The 22,932-nt window shown below is 73.2% G+C and carries 16 protein-coding genes and 1 riboswitch; of the genes, 12 read left to right on the top strand and 4 right to left on the bottom strand.

Going from position 1 to position 22,932, the window contains the following annotated elements; translation table 11 throughout:
- The first annotated feature begins 65 nt into the window (after nucleotides 1-65).
- From A4V12_RS24190 to A4V12_RS24180, 3 genes are all read left to right on the top strand, one after another.
- Nucleotides 66-2,183 (top strand): DNA gyrase/topoisomerase IV subunit B, encoded by a 2,118-nt coding sequence (locus A4V12_RS24190; protein WP_064071504.1) that lies wholly within the window; start codon nucleotides 66-68, stop codon nucleotides 2,181-2,183.
- A 165-nt stretch (nucleotides 2,184-2,348) separates the two neighbouring features.
- Entirely contained in the window at nucleotides 2,349-2,822 is a 474-nt protein-coding gene (locus tag A4V12_RS24185) for a DUF485 domain-containing protein (protein ID WP_064071503.1), read from the top strand.
- Nucleotides 2,819-4,414: a solute symporter family protein gene (locus A4V12_RS24180; protein WP_064071502.1), complete on the top strand. Its 1,596-nt coding sequence runs from the start codon at nucleotides 2,819-2,821 to the stop codon at nucleotides 4,412-4,414. The genes A4V12_RS24185 and A4V12_RS24180 overlap by 4 nt, the downstream gene beginning before the upstream one ends.
- An 80-nt stretch (nucleotides 4,415-4,494) precedes the next feature.
- On the opposite strand, the gene A4V12_RS24175 is transcribed toward A4V12_RS24180, so the two are convergent.
- Both A4V12_RS24175 and A4V12_RS24170 read right to left on the bottom strand, forming a co-directional pair.
- The gene (locus A4V12_RS24175; protein ID WP_064071501.1) at nucleotides 4,495-5,172 is read right to left on the bottom strand and encodes a response regulator; all 678 of its coding nucleotides are present in this window, start codon (nucleotides 5,170-5,172) and stop codon (nucleotides 4,495-4,497) included.
- Nucleotides 5,169-7,124 (bottom strand): ATP-binding protein, encoded by a 1,956-nt coding sequence (locus A4V12_RS24170; protein WP_107415500.1) that lies wholly within the window; start codon nucleotides 7,122-7,124, stop codon nucleotides 5,169-5,171. The genes A4V12_RS24175 and A4V12_RS24170 overlap by 4 nt, the downstream gene beginning before the upstream one ends.
- A gap of 221 nt (nucleotides 7,125-7,345) precedes the next feature.
- On the opposite strand from A4V12_RS24170, the gene A4V12_RS24165 reads away from it, so the two are divergent.
- Both A4V12_RS24165 and A4V12_RS24160 read left to right on the top strand, forming a co-directional pair.
- Entirely contained in the window at nucleotides 7,346-8,401 is a 1,056-nt protein-coding gene (locus tag A4V12_RS24165) for a CobW family GTP-binding protein (RefSeq protein WP_064071500.1), read from the top strand.
- 84 nt (nucleotides 8,402-8,485) lie between these two features.
- Nucleotides 8,486-9,655 carry a DUF1266 domain-containing protein gene (locus A4V12_RS24160; protein ID WP_064071580.1) on the top strand — a complete coding sequence of 390 codons (1,170 nt, stop codon included), beginning with the start codon at nucleotides 8,486-8,488 and terminating at the stop codon, nucleotides 9,653-9,655.
- A 77-nt stretch (nucleotides 9,656-9,732) separates the two neighbouring features.
- Here A4V12_RS24160 and A4V12_RS24155 read toward each other — a convergent pair whose 3' ends face one another.
- A complete protein-coding gene (locus A4V12_RS24155) occupies nucleotides 9,733-12,186 on the bottom strand; it encodes a DNA gyrase/topoisomerase IV subunit A (protein ID WP_064071499.1) in 2,454 nt (817 codons plus the stop codon).
- Nucleotides 12,187-12,442: 256 nt separating this feature from the next.
- Here A4V12_RS24155 and A4V12_RS24150 point away from each other — a divergent pair, with 256 nt between their 5' ends.
- The 4 genes from A4V12_RS24150 to A4V12_RS24135 all read left to right on the top strand — a co-directional run bounded on the left by A4V12_RS24150 (nucleotide 12,443) and on the right by A4V12_RS24135 (nucleotide 17,342).
- The gene (locus tag A4V12_RS24150; RefSeq protein WP_079137295.1) at nucleotides 12,443-13,786 is read left to right on the top strand and encodes an insulinase family protein; all 1,344 of its coding nucleotides are present in this window, start codon (nucleotides 12,443-12,445) and stop codon (nucleotides 13,784-13,786) included.
- Nucleotides 13,787-13,812: 26 nt separating this feature from the next.
- On the top strand, nucleotides 13,813-15,177 hold the full coding sequence (locus A4V12_RS24145) for a M16 family metallopeptidase (protein WP_199831368.1): 1,365 nt from the start codon (nucleotides 13,813-13,815) through the stop codon (nucleotides 15,175-15,177).
- Between the two features lie 210 nt (nucleotides 15,178-15,387).
- Nucleotides 15,388-15,551, top strand: a riboswitch (cyclic di-AMP (ydaO/yuaA leader).
- Nucleotides 15,552-15,564: 13 nt separating this feature from the next.
- Nucleotides 15,565-16,353: a M23 family metallopeptidase gene (locus A4V12_RS24140; protein WP_064071496.1), complete on the top strand. Its 789-nt coding sequence runs from the start codon at nucleotides 15,565-15,567 to the stop codon at nucleotides 16,351-16,353.
- A gap of 278 nt (nucleotides 16,354-16,631) precedes the next feature.
- The gene (locus A4V12_RS24135) at nucleotides 16,632-17,342 is read left to right on the top strand and encodes a GntR family transcriptional regulator (protein WP_064071495.1); all 711 of its coding nucleotides are present in this window, start codon (nucleotides 16,632-16,634) and stop codon (nucleotides 17,340-17,342) included.
- A 212-nt stretch (nucleotides 17,343-17,554) separates the two neighbouring features.
- Here the strand turns inward: A4V12_RS24135 and A4V12_RS24130 are convergent, their stop codons facing one another.
- The gene (locus A4V12_RS24130) at nucleotides 17,555-17,836 is read right to left on the bottom strand and encodes an HPr family phosphocarrier protein (RefSeq protein WP_029382363.1); all 282 of its coding nucleotides are present in this window, start codon (nucleotides 17,834-17,836) and stop codon (nucleotides 17,555-17,557) included.
- Between the two features lie 177 nt (nucleotides 17,837-18,013).
- On the opposite strand from A4V12_RS24130, the gene A4V12_RS24125 reads away from it, so the two are divergent.
- The 3 genes from A4V12_RS24125 to A4V12_RS24115 all read left to right on the top strand — a co-directional run bounded on the left by A4V12_RS24125 (nucleotide 18,014) and on the right by A4V12_RS24115 (nucleotide 22,876).
- Complete coding sequence (locus A4V12_RS24125; RefSeq protein WP_107415502.1) at nucleotides 18,014-20,881, top strand: bifunctional acetate--CoA ligase family protein/GNAT family N-acetyltransferase; 2,868 nt, start codon at nucleotides 18,014-18,016, stop codon at nucleotides 20,879-20,881.
- A gap of 205 nt (nucleotides 20,882-21,086) precedes the next feature.
- Complete coding sequence (locus tag A4V12_RS24120; RefSeq protein WP_064071494.1) at nucleotides 21,087-21,671, top strand: DUF5998 family protein; 585 nt, start codon at nucleotides 21,087-21,089, stop codon at nucleotides 21,669-21,671.
- Complete coding sequence (locus A4V12_RS24115; RefSeq protein ID WP_064071493.1) at nucleotides 21,671-22,876, top strand: alkaline phosphatase family protein; 1,206 nt, start codon at nucleotides 21,671-21,673, stop codon at nucleotides 22,874-22,876. The genes A4V12_RS24120 and A4V12_RS24115 overlap by 1 nt, the downstream gene beginning before the upstream one ends.
- Nucleotides 22,877-22,932 lie beyond the last annotated feature (56 nt).

Genomic DNA, 22,932 nt, shown 5'->3' with positions numbered 1-22,932 from the left:
CGGTGACAGACGCCGGGCCTTTACCCCCACAGGCCACCATCCAAATTCAGCGAGGAGCGAACCGCGTGACCGCCGATACGTCCGTGCCGTCCAGTGCGCTGCTGACCGCAGACCGTGACGGTTCCAACTACACCGCGCGGCACCTGCTCGTCCTTGAGGGGCTCGAGGCGGTTCGCAAGCGGCCCGGTATGTACATCGGGTCCACCGACAGCCGTGGCCTGATGCACTGCCTCTGGGAGATCATCGACAACTCCGTCGACGAGGCTCTCGGCGGCTACTGCGACCACATCGAGGTGATCCTCCACCACGACGGCTCGGTGGAGGTCCGGGACAACGGCCGCGGCATCCCCGTGGACGTCGAGCCCAAGACCGGTCTCTCGGGCGTCGAGGTCGTCATGACCAAGCTGCACGCCGGCGGCAAGTTCGGCGGCGGCTCGTACGCCGCCTCCGGCGGCCTGCACGGCGTGGGCGCCTCCGTGGTGAACGCGCTGTCTGCCCGGCTCGACGTCGAGGTCGACCGCAGCAGCTCCACCCACGCCATCAGCTTCCGCCGCGGCGTCCCGGGGATCTTCACCGAGTCCGGCCCGGACGCCCCGTTCGACCCCGCCAACGGGCTGCGGAAGACCAAGCGCGTGCCGAAGGCCCGCACGGGCACCCGCGTCCGGTACTGGGCGGACCGCCAGATCTTCCTCAAGGACGCCAAGCTCTCCCTGGAGAACCTGCACCAGCGGGCCCGCCAGACCGCCTTCCTGGTGCCCGGCCTCACCATCGTCGTCCGTGACGAGCGCGACCTGGAGGGCGAGGGCAAGAGCGAGGAGACGTTCCGCTTCGACGGCGGCATCAGCGAGTTCTGCGAGTACCTGGCCCAGGACAAGGCCGTCTGCGACGTGCTGCGGCTGACCGGCCAGGGCACCTTCAAGGAGACCGTGCCGGTGCTCGACGAGCGCGGGCACATGACCCCCACCGAGGTCACCCGTGAACTGGGCGTGGACGTCGCCCTGCGCTGGGGGACGGGGTACGAGTCCAGCGTCAAGTCGTTCGTGAACATCATCGCCACCCCCAAGGGCGGCACCCACGTCACCGGCTTCGAGCGCGCGATCACCAAGACCGTCAACGAGGTCCTGCGCTCCAGCAAGCTGCTGCGCGTCGCCGAGGACGACATCGTCAAGGACGACGCCCTGGAGGGCCTCACCGCCGTCGTCACCGTGCGGCTCGCCGAGCCGCAGTTCGAGGGCCAGACCAAGGAGGTCCTCGGCACGTCGGCGGCCAACCGGATCGTCGCCAACGTGGTCGCCAAGGAGCTGAAGGCCTTCCTCACCTCCACCAAGCGCGACGCCAAGGCCCAGGCCCGCGCGGTGCTGGAGAAGGCCGTTGCCGCCGCCCGCACGCGGATCGCGGCCCGCCAGCACAAGGAGGCGCAGCGCCGCAAGACGGCCCTGGAGTCCTCCTCGCTCCCCGCCAAGCTGGCCGACTGCCGCAGCGACGACGTGGAGCGCAGCGAACTCTTCATCGTCGAGGGCGACTCGGCCCTGGGCACGGCGAAGCTCGCCCGCAACAGCGAGTTCCAGGCCCTGCTGCCGATCCGCGGCAAGATCCTGAACGTGCAGAAGTCGTCCGTCTCGGACATGCTCAAGAACGCCGAGTGCGGTGCGATCATCCAGGTCATAGGAGCCGGATCGGGCCGGACCTTCGACATCGACGCGGCCCGGTACGGCAAGATCGTCCTGCTGGTGGACGCCGATGTCGACGGCGCGCACATCCGCTGCCTGCTGCTGACGCTGTTCCAGCGCTACATGCGGCCGATGGTGGAGGCGGGCCGGGTCTTCGCCGCCGTACCGCCGCTGCACCGCATCGAGCTCGTCCAGCCCAAGAAGGGCCAGGACAAGTACGTCTACACGTATTCGGACAACGAACTGCGCCAGACGCTGCTGGAGTTCCAGCGCAAGGGAGTCCGCTACAAGGACTCCATCCAGCGCTACAAGGGCCTGGGCGAAATGGACGCCGACCAGCTCGCGGAGACCACGATGGACCCGCGGCACCGCACCCTGCGCCGGATCAACATCGGTGACCTGGAAGGCGCCGAGCAGGTCTTCGACCTGCTGATGGGCAACGACGTGGCCCCGCGCAAGGAGTTCATCACCAGCTCCGCCGCGACCCTGGACCGCTCCCGCATCGACGCCTGATCCGCTTCCCCGGTGCCCCGGCTCCCCGCACGGACGGAGCCGGGGCACCGGGCGTCTCCGTCACCTGATGGGGTGAAGTGAGGGAGAGAAGAGTCCGGGAACCGCCCGGTCTGCCCATCCTTGTGCACGCGGCCGAAACGGTTCGCCGACAAGGAGAGTTGACCGGTGGAGAACAGGGAAGGGCTCGAAGCCGCGACCACGCGGATCGACGACCCGTGGTACGACGCGCTGGCCTCAGGCTGGGGCGAGGGCGACGGCGGAGGGACGCCGGCGGTGCCCGGCCCGGCCCGGCCGCCGCAGCAGCGGCGTGCCGCGGCCGACATCTACCTGGAGGTGCAGCGCAGCGCCGCCTTCCAGGAAGTACGCGCCCGCTACCGGCGGTTCGTCGTACCGGCCGTCCTGGCGTTCCTCGCCTGGTACCTGGCCTACGTGGTGGCGGCCATCACGGCGCCCCGCCTGATGTCGCACCCCGTCGCGGGGGCGGTGAACGTGGCGATGGTCGCCGGACTCGGACAGTTCCTCACCACCTTCGCACTGACCTGGGCGTACGCGCGCCACGCCCGGCTGTACCGCGACCGCGCCGCACTCGACCTGCGGTGGGACACCCAGGAGCTGACAAGAGGGGCGGCCGAACGTTGACCGGAGACCACCAGGCCCTGGCGCTCCTGCTGTTCGCCGCGTTCGTCGCGGGCACCTTGGCGATCACCACCTGGGCGGGCCGTCGGCGGCGCGGATCGGCCGAGGAGTTCTACACCGGGGGGCGGCTGTTCTCGCCCATGGAGAACGGCTTCGCCATCGCCGGCGACTACATGTCCGCGGCGTCCTTCCTCGGCATCTCCGGCCTGATCGCCCTCTTCGGCTACGACGGGATGCTCTACTCGGTCGGCTTCCTGGTGGCCTGGCTGGTGGTCCTGTTCCTGGTCGCCGAACTCGTGCGCAACTGCGGCCGGTTCACCCTCGCCGACGTGGTCGTGGCGCGGATGCGCGAGCGGCCGGTGCGGATCGCCGCCGGCACCTCCTCGGTGGCCGTGTCCGTCCTCTACCTGGTGGCGCAGATGGTCGGAGCCGGCAGCCTGGTCGCCCTGCTGCTGGGCGGCACGAGCGCGGCCGCCCGCTCCTGGACCGTGATCGGCGTGGGCGCGCTGATGGTGATCTACGTGTCGCTGGGCGGGATGCGGGCCACCACCTGGATCCAGATCGTCAAGGCCGTGCTGCTCATGGCGGGAGCCGCCACGCTCACCGTGCTGGTCCTGCTGCGCTTCCACGGCGACGTCGACCAGCTGCTCACCGCCGCCGCCGAACGCAGTGGCCACGGCAAGGACTTCCTCTCGCCCGGCCTCAGATACGGCGGGGACTGGACCGCCCGCCTCGACTTCATCAGTCTGGGCCTGGCGCTGGTCCTCGGGACCGCGGGACTGCCGCACATCCTGTCCCGGTTCTACACCGTGCCGACCGCCCGTGCCGCCCGCCGCTCGGTCGTCTGGGCCATCGGCCTCATCGGCAGCTTCTACCTGATGACGATCGTCCTCGGCTTCGGCGCGGCCGCGATCGTCGGCACGACGGAGGTCCGGGCGTCGAACGCCGCCGGCAACACGGCCGTGCCGCTGCTCGCCCTCGACCTCGGCGGCGGAGCGGGCACGACCGGCGGAGCGGTGCTGTTCGCGGTGGTCGCCGCGGTGGCCTTCGCCACGATCCTGGCCGTCGTCGCGGGCATCACCCTCGCCTCGTCGGTCTCGGTCGCGCACGACCTCTACGCCACGCTCGGGCGGCCGCACCGGAAGCGGCGGTTCACCGAGGTCGCGGTCGCGCGGATGGCGGCCGTCGGGGTCGGCGCGGTCGCGATCGCCCTCGGGCTGCTGGCCCAGGACATGAACGTCGCCTTCCTGGTCGGGCTGGCCTTCGCGGTCGCCGCGTCCGCGAACCTGCCGGTGCTGCTGTACTCCCTGTTCTGGCGGAACTTCACCACACGCGGTGCGGTCTGGTCGGTGTACGGCGGGCTCGTCCCGGCGGTGCTGCTGGTGCTGCTCTCACCGGTCGTGTCGGGCAGCCCCGGGGCGCTCTTCCCCGGAATGGACTTCCAGCTGTTCCCGCTGGAGAACCCCGGCATGGTCTCCATCCCGCTGGGCTTCCTCGCCGGCTGGCTCGGCACGGTCACCTCGCCCGAGGCCCCGGACGAGGCCCGGCATGCCGAGACGGAGGTACGCGCACTGACGGGCGCGGGCGCGGCCTGACGGGCGAGTCCGCGGCCCGGGAGCCGGGCCGGTGGCCGGGCGGGACGGCGCGCAGCGGGCCCGGTGGCCGGCCGGGCGGCTCACGAGGTGACCCAGGCGTAGCGGTGTTCCGGCCGGCCCGTCTCGCCGTACCGCAGCGACAGGCGCACCCGGCCGGTCCGCTCCAGCAGCTTCAGGTACCGCTGCGCCGTCTGCCGGCTCACCCCCGCCCGTTCCGCGATCTCCTGAGCGGACAGCGCGCCGTCGGCGCCGAGCAGTACCTGGCGCAGCAGCTCGGCGGTCGTGGGGGAGTGCCCCTTGGGCAGGTCCGGCGCCCCGGACCCCACCGACAGGGCGCCGAAGATCCGGTCCACCTCCGCCTGTTCGGCCTCGCCCCCGCCGTCGAGGGTGCGCCGCAGCGCCGCGTACGCCTCCAGCTTGGGGCGCAGTCCCGCGAAGTTGAACGGCTTGACCAGGTACTGGAGCGCACCGTGGCGCTGGGCCGCCTGGACGGTGGCCACGTCACGGGCCGCCGTCACCATGATCACGTCGGTCTGGTGCCCGCGGCCGCGCAGTTCGCGGACGACCGCCAGGCCGTTGCCGTCCGGCAGGTAGTGGTCGAGCAGGATCAGGTCCACCGCTGAGTCCTCGACCCGGGCGAGCGCCTCCGCCGCCGTGTGGGCCAGCGCCACGACCGCGAAGCCCGGGACCTTCGCCACGTACGCGGCGTTGATCTCCGCCACCCGTACGTCGTCGTCCACGACGAGCACGTTGATCACCGCGCACCTCCGCGCCCGGTCGACGACTCCGGCGCGGGGGTCTCGCCGGGAGGTACGGGCGCGGGTGCGCCGGGTGCCGGGCAGGCCGAGCCGTCCGGGCCCCGGGAAGGCCGCTGAGCGCCCGTGTGCGGGGCCGGCGGTGATCCGGCGACCGCCGGGGCGCCTGCGCTTTCCGCGGGCCCCTGGGCGCCCACCTGCCCCCGCGCCGCCGGCGGCGTACCCCACTCCTCCGGGTCACCGCCCCCGGCGCCACCACCGGCACCCGCCGACCGAGCCGCGTCCCCGCCGGCCGGGGCGGCATCCGCCAGGGCCTCGGGGAGGACGACGGTGAAGGCGGCGCCGCCGCCCGGGGCCCGCGCCACCCGCGCGGTGCCGCCCTGGCGCTCCGCGAGACGGCGCACCATGGCCAGCCCCAGGCCGCGCCGGCCCCCGTGCGCCGGGAGGTCCTTGGTGGACCACCCCTCGGTGAACACCAGCTCCCGCCGCTCGGGCGGGACGCCCGGCCCGCTGTCGGTGACCCGCAGCACGACCGTGCGGCCCTCCGCCCGCAGCTCGACCTCCACGAGGGGCTCCGCCGACCCGGCCGCCGCGTCGACGGCGTTGTCGACGAGGTTGCCGACCACCGTCACCAGCTCGCGGGGCTCGACCAGCCGGTCCGGCAGCAAGGTGCCCGGCGCCAGGCGCAGCGGGACGCCGCGCTCCGCCGCCACGGTGGCCTTGCCCACGAGGAGCGCGGCCAGCAGCGGATCGCGCACTTTCTCGGTGACCTGCTCGGCCGTCGCCCGGTGCACGCCCACCACCTCGGTGACGAACTCCACCGCCTGCTCGTGCATCTCCAGTTCCAGCAGGCCCAGCAGCGTGTGCATCCGGTTGGCGTGCTCGTGGTCCTGCGCCCGCAGCGCGTCGATCAGTCCGCGCGTGGAGTCCAGCTCGCGCCCCAGCCGCTCCAGCTCGGTCCGGTCGCGGAGCGTCGCCACGGCGCCCCCGTCGTCCGTCGGCATCCGGTTGGCGATCAGCACCCGGTGTCCGCGCACGGTCACCAGGTCCTCGCCCGACACCCGGCCGGCCAGCACGTCCGTCGTACGGCCCGGCCCGAGCGCGGCCTCCAGGGACCGGCCCGCCGCCTCCGGGCCCACGCCCAGCAGCCGCTGCGCCTCGTCGTTCAGCAGCCGGATCCGCCCGGCGCGGTCCAGCGCCACGACGCCCTCACGGATGCCGTGCAGCATCGCCTCGCGCTCGGCGAGCAGCGCCGAGATGTCCGAGAACGCCAGGTCATGGGTCCGGCGCTGGAGCCGCCGGGAGATCAGGTACGCCGCCAGGGCCCCGACGGCCAGTGCGCCACCCGCGTACGCCAGCAGGCCCGGGATCGCGGCCAGCAGCCGGGCGCGGACGCTGTCGTACTCGATGCCGACGGACACCGCGCCGACGATCCCGCCCACCGCGTCCCGCAGCGCCACCTTGCCGCGGGCCGAGCGGCCGAGCGTGCCGTCGTCGATCTCCATCACGTCCCTGCCCGCGAGGGCTTCGCTCGGGTCGGTGGAGACCACCCTGCCGATCTGTACGGGGTCGGGGTGCGACCACCGCACCCCGCGCCGGTCCATGATCACCACGTACTCGGCGCCGGTGGCCGTCCGGATCCGTTCGGCCTCCGCCTGCACCGGCCCGGTGGCACTCGGAGGCGTACGTGTCAGGTCCTCGGCGACCCGGCTCGACGCGGTCGTCTCGGCGATCGCCAGCGCGCGCCGCATCGCCTGGTCGTCGAGCTGGGCGCTGAGCGGCGCCAGGAACAGGCCGGTGGCCAGCACCGTCACGCCCACGACGATGGCCAGCTGCATCAGCAGGACCTGCGAGAACACCCGCTGCGGCCAGCCGAACCGGCGGCGCCGCCCCGCCGGCCCGCGTGAGCGCGGCGCGGGGGCGGGGGAGGGCGGCGGGCTCGGGGCGGGACTCATGCAGGAACGGTAAGGGAGCCCCGCCGCAGAGGAAATGTCCGGCGTCACGTACGAAATGTCCGGCCCGACGGCCGCCCGGCAGTCGTCCGGCAACCACCCACCGAGCCTCCGGCGACCGCCACCGGCGCCACCCCGCGCGCCTATCCTGGTGGCCGCCCGACGGCCGTGGGCGCGACTCCCGCGGGCGGGGCCGACCGACAGCCGACCGAGAAGGGTGCCCCTTGAGCAGCGTGCAGCAGATCCCCGTCGTCGTCCTCGCGGGCTTCCTGGGATCGGGGAAGACCACCCTGCTCAACCATCTGCTGCGCAGCGCCAGAGGCACCCGCGTCGGCGTCATGGTCAACGACTTCGGCTCGATCGAGATCGACGCCATGACCGTCGCCGGACAGGTCGGCTCGACCGTCTCCCTCGGCAACGGCTGCCTGTGCTGCGCCGTCGACGCGAGCGAGCTCGACACCTATCTGGAGGTCCTCACCCGGCCCTCCTCCCGCCTCGACGTCATCGTCATCGAGGCGAGCGGCCTGGCCGAGCCGCGGGAACTGGTGCGCATGATCCTCGCCAGCGACAACCAGCGCGTCGTGTACGGCGGTCTCGTCGAGGTCGTCGACGCCGCCGAATTCGACGCCACCCGCGCCCGGCACCCCGAGACCGACCGCCACCTGGCCATCGCCGACCTCGTCGTCGTCAACAAGGCCGACCGGGTCGGCCACGACGAGCTGCGCCGCGTCCACAGGGCCGTCGCAGGCCTCGCCGAGCGCGCCGCCGTCGTCGACGCCGCGTACGGCCGGGTCGACCCCGAGCTCCTCTTCGACCGTGCCACGCGCCGGGACGACGAGATCGAAGGGCAGCTCTCCTTCGACGACCTGCGCGAGGACGAGCACGACACCCACCCGCACGCGGCCTACGACACCGTCTCCTTCACCGCCGACGAGCCGATGCACCCCCGCCGGCTGCTGGACTTCCTCGACTCCCGCCCCGACGGCCTCTACCGGATCAAGGGTTTCGTCGACTTCGGCGCACTCGACCCCGCCAACCGCTACACCCTGCACGCCGTCGGCCGTTTCCTCCGCTTCTACCCGGAACCCTGGCCGCCCGGCGCGCAGCGCCTCACCCAGCTCGTCCTCATCGGCTCCGGGACGGACGGCGACGCCCTCCACAAGGCCCTGGACGGCTGCCGCGTCACCGGCCCGCAGGACGCCCCGGAGGAGCACAGCATGTGGGGCGTGCTGCGTTACGTACCGGAGCCCCAGGAAACGGCCGGCGAAGACGATTCATAAGATCGTGCCCGTGACACGGGGGACGACGCACTGGACACCGCCGGCCAAGACCGGCGCGGGCCGGGACCGAAGCGGGCCGTGGGCATGAGCTGGGTCCCGCCCACGCACATCGAGCGGCAGCTGTACGAGGCGGGACTGCGCGGGGACGTACAGGCGCAGCTGCGGGTCCTGGCGGGCGCCGAGCTGTTCATCGGCCAGGTCCGTCACGAGGTCGACGCCGAGCCCGACAGGGTCTTGTGGCGGGTGGCGGTGGACCCGGCGAGCAGGGGCACGTACAGGCCCCTGTTCACCCGCGGCATGCTCCCGCCCTGGCACCCGGACTGGGTGTTCCACGAAGTGACACTGGGCTGGGTGGCGGACCACCCCTGGTCCGCCCCCGGGCAGTGGCTCGCCGTCAACCCGTTCACCCCGGCCGCGCTGAACCTCCCCGCGTCGCCCCAGGACCGCGCCCAGTGGCGCACCCTGCACGCCGAGGCTGCCGCCGCCGCCAAGGAGGTCGAGGCCGACCGCTGCTGTGTGCCGAGCCTGACCGCCCTGCACACCGGGCCGCTCTTCGGACCGCTCGCCTTCGGGCTTGCCTGCGGGGCGCACCTCGCGGTGTCCAACGGCGTGCCCTGGAACGAGGCCGGCACGGTCTGCGGCGACTACACCTCGGAGCGGCGCAGGCTGCGCAGGTCCTGGGACATCACCGACCACGACGGCTGGCGGCGGCAGACCGCGTTCCTGCTGGACTACAGCAACAGTCCGGCGGAGCCCGAGTACGCGCTGCGCGTGCGTGAACAGCTCCGCCGGAGCATCGGCGAGCTCCCGCCCGCCGACCTGTGGCGCGAGACCGCCGCGGGAAGCCTCCAGGACCGGGGAGCCCCTCCGGCGCTGGTCGCGGAGATGGCGGAACTGGTACGCCGCATCCTGCGCTACGAGGCACGATTCCGGGCGGACGGGCTGCTGGCGGAGGACGGCTGGGTCACCACGGCCTCGGCGTACGACTACGGCAGGGCCGTCAACCTCGCCCGCTGGGGCCTGTCCGCCCGCTACTGCGACCCGCAGCAGGCCGAGCAGACCATCGTCCACGCGGGCGCGCTCGCCAAGGCCGCGTACTCCTCCTGGGAGGGCTTCTCGGCGGGGTACGCGCTCGGCAGGGTGCTGCGCTTCGACGGCGAGGAGTACGGGCACTTCTACGAAGGCGCCCTCGCCGCCCACCGGCTGCTCACCGACGACGAGGGCAGCCCCTGGCGGAACATCCCCTGGCGCTGACCCGCACCGGCGCGCCCGCGGCGGCGACGCGCCCGCTCCCCGGCGGGCGCGCGTCGCGGCGGGCGGGCGCTGCGGCCTTACGAGGACGGGCCGGCCAGCACCTCGACCTGCTTCGCGAGCGGGGTGCCCGAGCCGTCGCGGCGCGGGTCGATCTCCGGCAGGTCCACCGGGGTGCCGTTCTTCTGCGCCGCGCGGGCCGGCGCCGCGCCCGCCCAGGCCAGGACCAGGGCGTCCTCGCCCTTCAGGAACCGCTGGCAGCGCACACCACCCGTCGCGCGGCCCTTGCGCGGGTACTGGTCGAACGGGGTGAGCTTCACCGACGTGGCCGACGTCGGGTCGAGCGAGCCGGTCGACCCGGCGGCCGTGAACACCACGGCGTCCGCCGCGGGGTCGACCGCGGTGAACGAGATCACCTCGGCGCCCGCCGACAGCTTGATGCCGGCCATGCCGCCCGCCGGACGGCCCTGCGGACGCACCGCCGAGGCCGGGAACCGCAGCAGCTGCGCGTCGGAGGTGATGAAGACCAGGTCCTCCTCGCCCGTCCGCAGCTCGGCCGCGCCGACGATCCGGTCACCCTCCTTGAGGCCGATGACCTCCAACTCGTCCTTGTTCGCCGGATAGTCCGGCACCACGCGCTTGACCACGCCCTGGACGGTGCCGATCGCCAGACCGGGCGAGGACTCGTCGAGGGTCGTCAGGCACATCACCGCCTCGTCCTTCTCCAGCGTCAGGAACTCCGACAGCTGCGCCCCGCCCGACAGGTTCGGCGCCGACGCCGTGTCCGGCAGCTGCGGCAGGTCGATCACCGACAGCCGCAGCAACCGCCCGGCCGACGTCACCACGCCCACCTCGCCGCGCTGCGTCGCGGGCACCGCCGAGACGATCACGTCGTGCTTGGTGCGCCTGCCGCCGCTGTCCGGCAGCGGCTCGCCGCTCGCCGTACGGGCCAGCAGACCCGTCGAGGACAGCAGCACCCGGCACGGGTCGTCCGCGACCTCCAGGGACGCCGCCGCGACCGGCGCGCCCGCCGACTCCAGCAGCACGGTGCGCCGCTCCGTGCCGAACTTCTTCGCCACCGCGGCCAGTTCCGAGGAGACCAGCTTGCGCAGCTCGGCGTCCGACTCCAGGATCCGGGTCAGCTCCTCGATCTCGCTGTTCAGCCGGTCCCGCTCGCTCTCCAGCTCGATCCGGTCGAACCGGGTCAGCCGGCGCAGCGGGGTGTCCAGGATGTACTGGGTCTGGATCTCGCTCAGCGAGAAGCGCTCGATCAGGCGCTCCTTGGCCTGGGCCGAATTGTCGCTGGAGCGGATGACCCGGATGACCTCGTCGATGTCGAGCAGCGCCACGAGCAGGCCCTCGACCAGGTGCAGCCGGTCGCGCTTCTTGGTGCGCCGGAACTCGCTGCGGCGCCGGACCACCTCGAAGCGGTGGTCGAGGTAGACCTCCAGCAGCTCCTTCAGGCCCAGCGTGAGCGGCTGCCCGTCGACCAGCGCCACGTTGTTGATGCCGAAGGACTCCTCCATCGGCGTCAGCTTGTACAGCTGCTCCAGCACGGCCTCGGGGATGAAGCCGTTCTTGATCTCGATGACGAGCCGCAGCCCGTGCTCGCGGTCGGTGAGGTCCTTGACGTCCGCGATGCCCTGGAGCTTCTTGGCCGCGACCAGGTCCTTGATCTTCGCGATGACCTTCTCGGGGCCCACCGCGAAGGGCAGTTCCGTCACGACCAGGCCCTTGCGGCGGGCCGTCACGTTCTCCACGGTCGCCGTGGCGCGGATCTTGAAGGTGCCGCGGCCGCTCTCGTACGCGTCCTTGATGCCGGTCAGGCCCACGATCCGGCCGCCCGTCGGCAGGTCGGGACCCGGCACGTACCGCATCAGCGTCTCGAGGTCGGCGCCCGGGTGCCTGATCAGGTGGCGGGCGGCCGCGATGACCTCGCCCAGGTTGTGCGGCGGCATGTTGGTCGCCATACCGACCGCGATCCCCGACGCGCCGTTGACCAGCAGGTTCGGGAAGGCGGCGGGCAGTGCGACCGGTTCGCGCTCCTGCCCGTCGTAGTTCGGGTTGAAGTCGACGGTGTCCTCGTCGATCGACTCCGTCATCAGGGACGTCGCGTCCGCCATCCGGCACTCGGTGTACCGCATGGCGGCCGGCGGGTCGTCGTTGCCCAGCGAACCGAAGTTGCCGTGCCCGTCCACCAGCGGCAGGCGCATCGAGAACGGCTGCGCCATGCGCACCAGCGCGTCGTAGATCGACGCGTCGCCGTGCGGGTGGAGCTTGCCCATGACCTCGCCGACGACCCGGGCGCACTTCACGAAGCCGCGCTCGGGCCGCAGGCCCATCTCGTTCATCTGGTAGACGATGCGGCGGTGCACCGGCTTCATGCCGTCGCGTGCGTCCGGCAGGGCCCGGGAGTAGATCACCGAGTACGCGTACTCGAGGAAGGAGCCCTGCATTTCGTCGACGACGTCGATGTCGAGGATCCTCTCCTCGAAGTCGTCGGGCTGCGTGGTCTTCGTGCTGCGGCGGGCCATCGCGGCTGCGGCTCCTTCACCAACAAGGTTGATCTGACGCCGACCATTGTGGACCGTCGCACTGACAACGCCGACCGCGACCCGGAAGAGGGACGGAACGGGGATCCGGGAACTTCGCGGGGTGCCGGTCCGCTTGCATACAGTGGCAGGACTTCCACAGCGGTCCCGCAGCAGGTCGCGGCAGCTGCATACAGTGGCAGCGGACGTCCGCCGCGACCCGCAGCCGGACTCATCCCAAGCGATCGAAGGGACGTACATGCCCATGGGTCACACGGCCACAGCCCAGGCCGGCTCCGGCGGCCTGACAGCGACCGAGCACCGCCTGGCCAACGGCCTGCGCGTGGTGCTCTCGGAGGACCACCTGACCCCGGTCGCCGCGGTCTGCCTCTGGTACGACGTCGGCTCGCGCCACGAGGTCGAGGGCCGCACCGGTCTCGCCCACCTCTTCGAGCACCTGATGTTCCAGGGTTCGAAGCAGGTCCAGGGCAACGGCCACTTCGAACTGGTGCAGGGAGCCGGCGGCTCCCTCAACGGCACCACCAGCTTCGAGCGCACCAACTACTTCGAGACCATGCCCGCCCACCAGCTCGAGCTTGCGCTGTGGCTGGAGGCGGACCGGATGGGCTCCCTGCTCGCGGCGCTCGACGACGAGTCCATGGAGAACCAGCGGGACGTCGTCAAGAACGAGCGCCGCCAGCGGTACGACAACGTCCCCTACGGCACCGCCTTCGAGCGGCTGACCGCCCTCGCCTACCCCGAGGGCCACCCCTACCACCACACCCCGATCGGCTCGATGGCCGACCTGGACGCCGCCACCCTCGAGGACGCCCGGAACTTCTTCCGTACGTACTACGCGCCCAACAACGCCGTCCTCTCGGTGGTCGGGGACATCGACCCCGAGCAGACGCTCGCCTGGATCGAGAAGTACTTCGGCTCCATCCCCTCCCACGACGGCAAGCAGCCGCCGCGGGACGGGACGCTCCCCGAGACCATCGGCGGGCAGCTGCGCGAGGTCGTCGTCGAGGAGGTCCCGGCCCGCGCCCTGATGGCCGCCTACCGGCTCCCGCACGACGGCACGCGCGAGTGCGACGCCGCCGACATCGCCCTCACCGTCCTGGGCGGCGGCGAGTCGTCGCGGCTGCACAACCGGCTGGTGCGCCGCGACCGCACGGCCGTGGCGGCCGGCTTCGGCCTGCTGCGCCTGGCCGGCGCCCCCTCGCTCGGCTGGCTCGACGTGAAGACGTCCGGCGGGGTCGAGGTGCCCGACATCGAGTCGGCCGTCGACGACGAGCTGGCCCGGTTCGCCGCCGAGGGCCCCACGCCCGAGGAGATGGAGCGCGCCCAGGCCCAGCTGGAGCGCGAGTGGCTGGACCGGCTCGGCACGGTCGCCGGCCGCGCCGACGAACTGTGCCGGTACGCCGTCCTGTTCGGCGACCCGCAGCTCGCCCTCACCGCCGTCCAGCGCGTCCTGGACGTCACCGCCGACGAGGTGCGGGCGGTCGCCCAGGCCCGTCTGCGCCCCGACAACCGCGCGGTACTGGTCTACGAACCCGCCGGCACCGACCACAGCGAGCAGGAAGAAGAGGGGGCCGACCAGTGAGCGACGCCGCTGTGTCCCTGACGTCCATGGAGTTCCACCCGCAGCCCCGGCCAGGGACCGCCAAGCCGTGGGCCTTCCCCGCCCCCGAGCGCGGCACCCTCGACAATGGCCTGACCGTGCTGCGCTGCCACCGCCCCGGCCAGCAGGTCGTGGCCGTGGAGATCTTCCTCGCCGCCCCGCTGGAGGCCGAGCCCGAGGGCCTCGACGGCGTCGCCACGATCATGGCGCGGGCCCTGTCCGAGGGCACGGACAAGCACTCGGCGGAGGAGTTCGCCGCCGAGCTGGAGCGCTGCGGCGCCACCCTCGACGCGCACGCCGACCACCCCGGTGTCCGGATCTCCCTGGAGGTGCCGGTCTCCCGCCTGGCCAAGGCCCTCGGGCTGGTCGCCGAGGCACTGCGGGCCCCCGCCTTCGCCGACAGCGAGGTCGAGCGCCTCGTCCGCAACCGGCTCGACGAGATCCCCCACGAGATCGCCAACCCCGCCCGCCGCGCGGCCATGCAGCTCTCCAAGGAGCTGTTCCCGGCCACCTCCCGCATGTCGCGCCCCCGCCAGGGCACCGAGGCGACCGTCGCGGGCATCGACTCCGCGGCCGTACGCGCCTTCTTCGAGGCCCACGTACGCCCCGCCACCGCCACCGCGGTCGTCGTCGGCGACCTCACCGGCGTGGACCTCGACGCGGTCCTCGCCGACACCCTGGGGGCCTGGACCGGCGACACCGCCGAACCCCGCCCGGTCCCGCCCGTGACCGCGGACGACACCGGCCGCGTGATCATCGTCGACCGGCCCGGAGCCGTGCAGACCCAGCTGCTCATCGGCCGGATCGGCCCCGACCGGCACGACCGCGTCTGGCCCGCCCAGGTGCTCGGCACCTACTGCCTGGGCGGCACGCTCACCTCCCGCCTGGACAAGGTCCTGCGCGAGGAGAAGGGCTACACCTACGGCGTACGGGCCTTCGGCCAGGTCCTGCGCTCCGGCCCCCAGGGCGGCGCCGCCATGCTCGCCATCAGCGGATCGGTCGACACGCCGAACACCGGACCGGCGCTCGACGACCTGTGGAAGGTGCTGCGCACCCTCGCCGCCGAGGGCCTGACCGACGCCGAGCGCGAGACGGCCGTGCAGAACCTGGTGGGCGTCGCCCCGCTCAAGTACGAGACGGCCGCGTCCGTCGCCGGCACCCTCGCCGACCAGGTCGAGCAGCACCTGCCCGACGACTTCCAGGCCCAGCTCTACGCCCGGCTCGCGGAGACCGGCACCGTGGAGGCCACCGCGGCGGTCGTCAGCGCCTTCCCGACGGACCGTCTGGTGACGGTCCTCGTCGGGGACGCGGCTCGCATCAAGGAGCCCGTGGAGGCGCTCGGCCTCGGTGAAGTGACCGTCGTCACCGGCTGATTGGCAACACCTCCCCCCAGCAGGCGGACGGGCGAAGGGCCCCGGCACCACCCGGTACCGGGGCCTTTCCATATGTCCGTTTTATTGCGGAGGTTCAGTGTCTGACCTGTGGCGTGCGCTACAAAAAACCGTGTCTGTTTGGTGATTGAAAGATCGGCCGCTTAGCGTCTGATGCGCTGTCCGACCGGCAACCGTCGCACCCGCGGCACCGGGCAGCCATCGCCGAGTCCCCGTCAGGCGCGAGCCTGGGGAGCCGGGGACCCATGAAGTCCCTGGGGTGAATCGGACGCCTTCGCACCCGTGCGGAGGGGCCCGTAGGAGACCTTCCTGCTCCGAACCCGTCAGCTAACCCGGTAGGCGAGAAGGAAGGAAAGGATCAGCCACTTCATGGCGTTCACCCGTGCCACCGGGAAGCACCGTGCCCCGAGCCGTCTGAGCCGCAAGAGCGCACACGTCGCCGGAGTCGCGGCCATCGCCACCACCGGCGTCATCGGAACCCTCGCTTCCCCGGCCCTCGCCGCCGCCCCGGACGCCGCTCCGGGCTCGCTCGAGGACACCGGCCTCAACCAGGCGGTCATCACGGACACCCTCGCCGAGCAGGTCGACGCCCAGGCGGAGGCCCAGGAGCTGGAGGCCCAGGAGGCCGCGGCCAAGGCCGCCGCCCAGGCCAAGGCCGAGGCGGAGGCCAAGCGCAGGGCCGAGATCCGGGTCGAGGCGGCCCGCGAGGCCAAGGAGCGCGCCGACCGCGAGGCCGAGCGGAAGCGGCTGAACGCCTTCCAGCTGCCGATCGCCGGCACCTACGTGAGCACCGGCTACCAGACCGGTGGCGCCATGTGGTCCTCCGGCAGCCACACCGGCATCGACTTCCACGCCGCCTCCGGCTCCAGCGTGGTCTCCGTGGGCGCGGGCACCGTCGTCGAGGCGGGCTGGGGCGGCGCGTACGGCAACAACGTCGTGATCCGGATGAACGACGGCACCTACACCCAGTACGGCCACCTCTCCTCCGTCAGCGTGTCGGCCGGCCAGACCGTCATGCCGGGCCAGCAGATAGGCCTCTCCGGCTCGACCGGCAACTCCTCCGGGCCGCACCTCCACTTCGAGGCCCGCACGGGTGCCGACTACGGCTCGGACATCGACCCGGTCGCGTACCTCCGCTCGCACGGCGTCAGGGTCTGACCCCTCCAGTCCTTCCCGAAGGCCCCGGCCCGCTCTGCGGACCGGGGCCTTCGGCGTGCCGGCCCACTCCCGGCGGGCGCCCTGCCGCGGGCTCCCGGCGGCCGCCGGGGCGCGGCTCCCGGCGCGGCGTCCGGCGCGGGCTTCCTGGCGCGGGCTTCCTGGCCAAAAAGAACTCCATGGATTCCAGGTGGCTATCGGAAATGCGGGCTCTTTGCAATAGAGTCACTGAACAGGTGTCAATCGGCTGAGTTTCGCGCGGATTAAGTGGGGGTTCTGGTATGCGCATTCCAGCGCACTCGGTATGCACGGCGATCCGCGACGACATCGTCAACGGCGTCTTCGCCCGCGGCAGCCGGCTCACCGAGGAGCAGCTGGCCCGCCGCTACGGAGTCTCGCGCGTCCCGGTCCGCGAGGCGCTGCGCACCCTGGAGTCGGAGGGGTTCGTCACCACCCGCCGCCATGTCGGCGCGTACGTCGCCGAGCCCACCGACCAGGAGGCCGCCGACCTGCTGGAGATGCGGACCCTGCTGGAGCCGCTCGGCGCGGCGCGCGCCGCCCAGCGCCGGACCGAGGCCCACCTGAAGGTGCTGCGGGGGCTGGTCAGGCTCGGCCAGGAGAGGGCGCGCCGCGGCCAGGGCGAGGACCTGCGCTCGCTGGGCGGCTGGTTCCACGAGACGCTTGCCCAGGCCTCCGGCAGCCCCGCCCTGACGGCGCTGCTGACCCAGCTGCGGCACAAGATCACCTGGATGTACGCGGTCGAGGAGTCCGCCCGGCCCGCGGAGGCATGGGCGGAGCACGGCGCCATCGTCGACGCCGTGGCCCGCGGCGACGCGGAGCGGGCCCGTACGCTCACCACCCTGCACGTGGAGCGGGCTCTCGGCGCGCACCGGCTGCGGCGCGTGGAGCGGCCCGCGGCGCGGGAGCGCCCGGCCGGGGACGCCGTGAGGACTTCGCAACATCGCGTAAACACCGCGGGTGCCCGTAATTAACAGCGGCACCGTATACAAAGAAGGGGCAATTTCCCTGCCGTAATTCCCCCTGCCCGAAAGCGGCGCTCGAATTGCGTTCCGGGGGGAAACCGTCCGGGCGCCGAGGGCAATGAAAACGGCGGAGCCGCACCGCCCGGATTCCCGGGGGTACGGCTCCGCCGTGAAGCGATGCGGCGACGCGGCGCCGACGCGGGGGTGGGGCGACCCTGAGGTCAGACGGTCTCGGGAAGCTCCTCGAGCCCCTCGGCGACCAGCTTCGCCAGACGGTCCAGGGCGGCGTCCGCGCCCTCCGCGTCCGACGCGAGCACGATCTCCTCGCCGCCCTGCGCGCCCAGGCCCAGCACCGCGAGCATCGACGCGGCGTTGACCGGGTTGCCGTCGGCCTTGGCGATCGTCACGGGGACGCCGGTGGCCGTGGCGGCGCGGACGAAGATGGAGGCGGGGCGGGCGTGCAGGCCCTCGGCCCAGCCGACGTTGACGCGGCGCTCAGCCATGGTGTTGCCCTTCGAGTCTCAGAGGTTGTCTAGACCAGTTGTCGAACCCAGTCTCTCATGTCCCACAGGGTGCTCGAACCGGCCTTCCCGGGACCCGTCGCGGCCGGTCGGACGGCCCCGTCCCGCGTTGTCCACAGCACCTCCGCGACCGGCGGCCCGCACCGTACCCTGGGGCCCATGCGGACCCCGTCGGATCAGCCGGAACACGTGTACCCCGACCACTGGGAGGCCGACGTCGTGCTGCGGGACGGCGGCACCGCGCGGATCAGGCCGATCACCACGGATGACGCCGAGCGCCTGGTCAGCTTCTACGAGCAGGTCTCGGACGAGTCGAAGTACTACCGGTTCTTCGCACCCTACCCCCGGCTCTCCGCCAAGGACGTGCACCGCTTCACGCACCACGACTACGTGGACCGGGTGGGCCTGGCGGCCACCGTCGGCGGCGAGTTCATCGCCACCGTCCGGTACGACCGGATCAACGCCCAGGGCATGCCCGCGAGCGCCCCGGCCGACGAGGCGGAGGTGGCCTTCCTCGTCCAGGACGCCCACCAGGGCCGGGGTGTCGCCTCCGCGCTGCTCGAACACATCGCCGCGGTCGCGCGCGAGCGGGGCATCCGGCGGTTCGCCGCCGAGGTGCTGCCCGCCAACAACAAGATGATCAAGGTGTTCACCGACGCCGGCTACACCCAGAAGCGCAGCTTCGAGGACGGCGCCGTGCGCCTCCACCTCGACCTGGAGCCCACCGACCGGTCCCTCGCCGTCCAGCGCGCCCGTGAACAGCGCGCCGAGGCCCGGTCCGTGCAGCGGCTCCTCGCCCCCGGCTCGGTGGCGGTCATCGGGGCGGGCCGTACCCCGGGAGGAGTGGGCCGCACGGTCCTGCGCAACCTCCTCGACGCCGGGTACACGGGCCGTACGTACGCCGTGAACCGCGCTCTGCCCGACGCGACCACCTCGCTGGACGGGGTGCCCGCCTTCCGCTCCGTCGCCGACATCGGCGAGCCCGTCGACCTCGCGGTCGTCGCCGTGCCGGCGGAGCGCGTCCCGGAGGTCGTCGCCGACTGCGGCGAGCACGACGTGCAGGGCCTGGTCGTGCTGAGCGCCGGTTACGCCGAACAGGGCGCCGAAGGCCGGGCCCGCCAGCGGGAACTGGTGCGCCAGGCACGCTCGTACGGCATGCGCATCATCGGCCCCAACGCGTTCGGCATCATCAACACCGCCCCGGGCGTGCGGCTCAACGCCTCGCTCGCCCCGCACCCTCCCGTCCCGGGGCGGACGGGGCTGTTCACCCAGTCCGGCGCCATCGGCATCGCCCTGCTGTCCGGGCTCCACCGGCGCGGCGCCGGCCTGTCGTCCTTCGTCTCGGCCGGCAACCGCGCGGACGTGTCGGGCAACGACATCCTCCAGTACTGGTACGACGACCCCGACACCGACGTCGTCCTGCTCTACCTGGAGTCGATCGGCAACCCCCGCAAGTTCACCAGGCTCGCCCGGCGCACGGCGGCCGTGAAGCCGGTCGTCGTGGTCAAGGGCGCCCGGCACAGCGGCAGCGCACCCCCCGGCCACGCCGTGCCGGTCACCCGCATCCCCCACACCACCGTCTCCGCCCTGCTCCGCCAGGCGGGCGTGATCCGCGTCGACACGGTCACCGAGCTCGTCGACGCCGGCCTCCTCCTGGCCGGCCAGCCGCTCCCGGCGGGCCCCCGCGTGGCGATCCTCGGCAACTCGGAGTCGCTCGGCCTGCTGACCTACGACGCCTGCCTGACCGAGGGGCTCCGCCCCCGGCGCCCGCGCGACCTGACGACGGCGGCCACACCGCACGACTTCCGCACGGCCCTCGCCGAAGCGCTCCGGGACGATGCGTGCGACGCGGTCGTGGTGACCGCCATCCCGTGGGTGGGGGAGAACGGCGTCACCGAGCCCGGTGACGGCGAGGACCTGGCGGAGGCGCTGCGGGCGGCCACCGCGGAGGCGCCGGCCAAGCCGGTGCTCGTCGTCCACGTGGAGATGGGCGCCCTCGCCGACGCCCTGGCCGCCGCCACCAGCACGGCCCCGCCGACGCCGGGGGCCGCCCCGGAAGCACCGCGCCCCGAGTCCCCCTCCTCCGCGCCCGCCCCTGTGCCCACCCCCGCCGCCGACGGCGCCGGGGCGCCGGGGCCAGGCGCCCCCGAGGGCGGGTACCGCATCCCGGCGTACCCCGCCGCCGAGCGGGCCGTCCGCGCGCTGGCCGAGGCCGTCCGGTACGGGCAGTGGCGGCGCCAGATCGCCGACCCCGGGCGCGTCCCGGAGTACGAGGGCATCGACGAGACCGGGGCCGCCGCCCAGATCGAGCGGGCGCTCGCGCGAGGCGCCGACGAACGGGGCGTCACCCTCGCCCCCGAGGACGCCCGCGAACTGCTCGGGCGCTACGGCATCGCCGTACGCCCCACGCTGCCCGCGCCCACCCCGGACGAGGCCGTCCGCGCCGCCGCCGGCCTGGGCTACCCCGTCGCGCTCAAGACCACCGCCCCGCACCTGCGCCACCGGCCCGACCTGGGCGGCGTACGCCTGGACCTGGCCGGCGAGGAGCAGTTGCGCACCGCGTACGCCGAGCTGACCGAGACCCTCGGCAAGCCCGAGGAGCTCCAGCCGGTCGTCCAGGCCATGGTCCCGCGCGGCGTCGACACCGTCGTACGGGCCGCCATCGACCCCGGGGTCGGCGCCGTCCTGTCCTTCGGGCTGGCGGGCGCGCCGTCCGAACTGCTGGGCGACACCGCCCACCGCCTGGTCCCCGCCACCGACCGGGACGTCGCGGAACAGATCCGTTCCATCCGCACCGCCCCGCTCCTCTTCGGCTGGCGCGGCTCCGCGCCCGTCGACACCGCCGCCCTGGAGGAGCTGCTGCTCCGGGTGTCACGCCTGGTCGACGACCACCCGGAGATCGTCGCCGTCGGCCTGGAACCGGTGGTCGTCGCCCCGCGGGGGCTCTCCGTCCTGGGTGCCACCGTCCGGCTCGCACCCGCCCCCGCATGGACGGACCTCGGCCCGCGCAGGCTCCCGAGCTACTGACCCGGGCGGAACCGCCCGGCCCCCGGCCGCCCCGGCCCCCGGCCGCCCGGGGCCCGGCCGCCCCGGCCCCGGCCCCCCGCCCCCTCCCGGCGCCCGCGGTCCGGTACCGACCCGCCCCCGGCCCGCCCGCGGTCGGTACCGCCCCGGCGGCGACCCGGCTCCCGAGCGTGCCGTGCAGTCACCGCGCCCCCGTAGGATGGAGCCCATGGCGAAGACCGGTACGACCACCCAGGGGCTGCGCGCGGCGATCGAGCGCAGCGGCTACTACCCGGCCCTCGTGGCCGAGGCGGTCGAGGCCGCCGTCGGCGGGGAGCCGATCGCGTCGTACCTGGTCCACCAGGAGACCACCTTCGACGCCAACGAGGTGCGCCGGCACGTCACGGTCCTCGTCCTGACGAACACGCGCTTCATCGTCAGCCACACCGACGAGCAGAACGCCGACACCAGCTCCCCGACGCCGTACGCCACCACCTCCACCGAGTCGGTGAAGCTCGGCCGGATCTCGTCCGTCGTGCTCAGCCGCGTCGTCGCCAACCCGGAGTCGTACACGCCCGGCACCCTGCCGCGCGAGGTCGTCCTCACGATCGGCTGGGGCGCCGTCTCCCGGATCGACCTGGAGCCCGCCGCCTGCGGCGACCCGAACTGCGACGCCGACCACGGCTACACCGGCAGCTCGACCGCCGACGACCTGAGCCTGCGCGTCAGCGAGGCCGGTGACGGCCCGGAGACGGTCCGCCAGGCCCTCGCCTTCGCGCAGGCCCTGTCCGAAGCCACCGCGGCCACCCGCTGATGGCCCAGCCCGCACACATGGCGTCCGCCTGGCCCGACGAACCGGTACCGCTCTCCCTCGACACCGCCCCGGTGCCCGAGTACGGCACCGGCTCCCTCGCCGACCTCCTGCCGACCATCGCCGCCGGCCTGGAGGTGCCCGGTTTCGAGCACCGCATCGCCGAGCTGACGCCCGCCGACCGCAACTGCGTGTTCCTGATCGACGGCCTCGGCTGGGAGCAGATCAAGGCCCACCCCGGCGAGGCGCCGTTCCTGGCGTCCCTCCTCGGCAGCTCCCGGGGCGGCACGGGACGGCCCATCACCGCAGGCTTCCCGGCGACCACCGCGACCTCCCTCGCCTCGGTCGGCACCGGACGCCCGCCCGGCGAGCACGGCCTGCCCGGCTACACCGTGCGCGACCCCGCGATCGGCGAGCTGATGAACCAGCTGCGCTGGAAGCCGTGGACACCGCCGCACGCCTGGCAGCCCTACCCGACCGTCTTCCAGATCGCCGACACCGTCGGCGTCCACACCGCGCAGGTCTCGTCCCCGACCTTTCGGGACACCCCCCTGACCAAGGTCGCGCTCAGTGGCGGAACGTTTCACGGCCGGCTCACCGGCGAGGAGCGGATGGACCTGGCCGCCGGGCAACTGGCCGCCGGGGACCGCTCGCTCGTCTACACCTACTACAGCGAGGTCGACGGCAGCGGCCACCGCTTCGGCGTCGACTCCGACGCCTGGCGCGGCCAGCTGATGTGCGTCGACCGGCTCGTCCAGCGCCTCGCCGAGCAGCTTCCGCCCCGCGCCGCGCTGTACGTCACCGCGGACCACGGCATGATCGACATCCCGTTCGACGAGCAGTCCCGCATCGACTTCGACGAGGACTGGGAACTGCGCGCCGGCGTCGCCCTGCTCGGGGGCGAGGGCCGGGCCCGCCACGTCTACGCGGTGCCGGGCGCCGCCTCCGACGTACTGGCCTGCTGGCGCGAGGTGCTCGGCGAGCAGTTCTGGGTGGCGAGCCGCGACGAGGCGATCGAGGCAGGCTGGTTCGGTCCCACGATCGACGAGCGCGTCCACGGCAGGATCGGCGACGTCATCGCGGCCGCCCACGACGACGTCATCATCACGGCCTCCGTCAACGAGCCGAACGAGTCCGCCATGGTGGGTGTGCACGGCTCGATGACACCCGTGGAGCAGCTCGTCCCGCTCCTCGAAGTACGTTCCTGACCCGCCCTCCCCGCCGTCCCGCCGCGCCGCCCCCGACCCTGCCCCGAAAGGTCGTC

This window comes from Streptomyces noursei (assembly GCF_001646665.1).
Classification (GTDB): Bacteria; Actinomycetota; Actinomycetes; order Streptomycetales; family Streptomycetaceae; genus Streptomyces; species Streptomyces lavendulocolor.
This window is presented reverse-complemented; position numbering and strand designations above follow the sequence as displayed.